General features: G+C 69.5%; 1 protein-coding gene. It reads right to left on the reverse strand.

The window, feature by feature from the left end; translation table 11 throughout:
- Positions 1-77: 77 nt before the first annotated feature.
- On the reverse strand, positions 78-580 hold a 503-nt coding region (locus AC1DU6_RS35075; RefSeq protein WP_477863166.1), incomplete at its 5' end, for a CatA-like O-acetyltransferase.

Raw genomic sequence — 580 nt, forward strand, 5'->3', positions numbered from 1 at the left:
GGGGACGGCAGCCAGCCCGACGCCTGGCGCCACATGCTCGACAGCGAGGCGGGCGACGTCGACGTGGCGGCCTATCGTTAGATCGCGTCCAGATTTGCCTGGAAGCGTTCGAAGAAGCGCCCGATGTGCACGCCGTCGCACAGTGCATGGTGCACATCGACGGCGACCGGCATCAGCAGCCGGCCGTTCGTCTCGGTGAAGCGGCCGAAGGCCACCTTGGGCCGGTCGTCGCCTTGACCGCGCGCGTGGGTGAACGCAGTGAACCCCAGCCAGGGCAGCGCGGTCATGTGGACCAGCGTTTCCTCGCGCACGTCGCCGGGCTCATCGGCGGCGAAAAGGTCGCCACTGGCATGGCGCACGCGCTCGATGCCGGGCTTGGCGCGGGCGGCAAAGCTGGCGAGCGAAGGTTCGCGTGGCAGCGTCAGGAAGCCAAAACTTCCGTCGTCGCGCAGCACCGTCGTGCTGGCATGGATGACGCCGAACTCGCGCACGCCCCGGCCGCCGTCGGTCAGCGTCTGGCGCATCGCATCGATGCCATTGGCGGCCTCCAGCGCGGCGTGGTGGTAGGCCAGCCAGGGCA

Source organism: Roseateles sp. P5_B10, assembly GCF_056400485.1.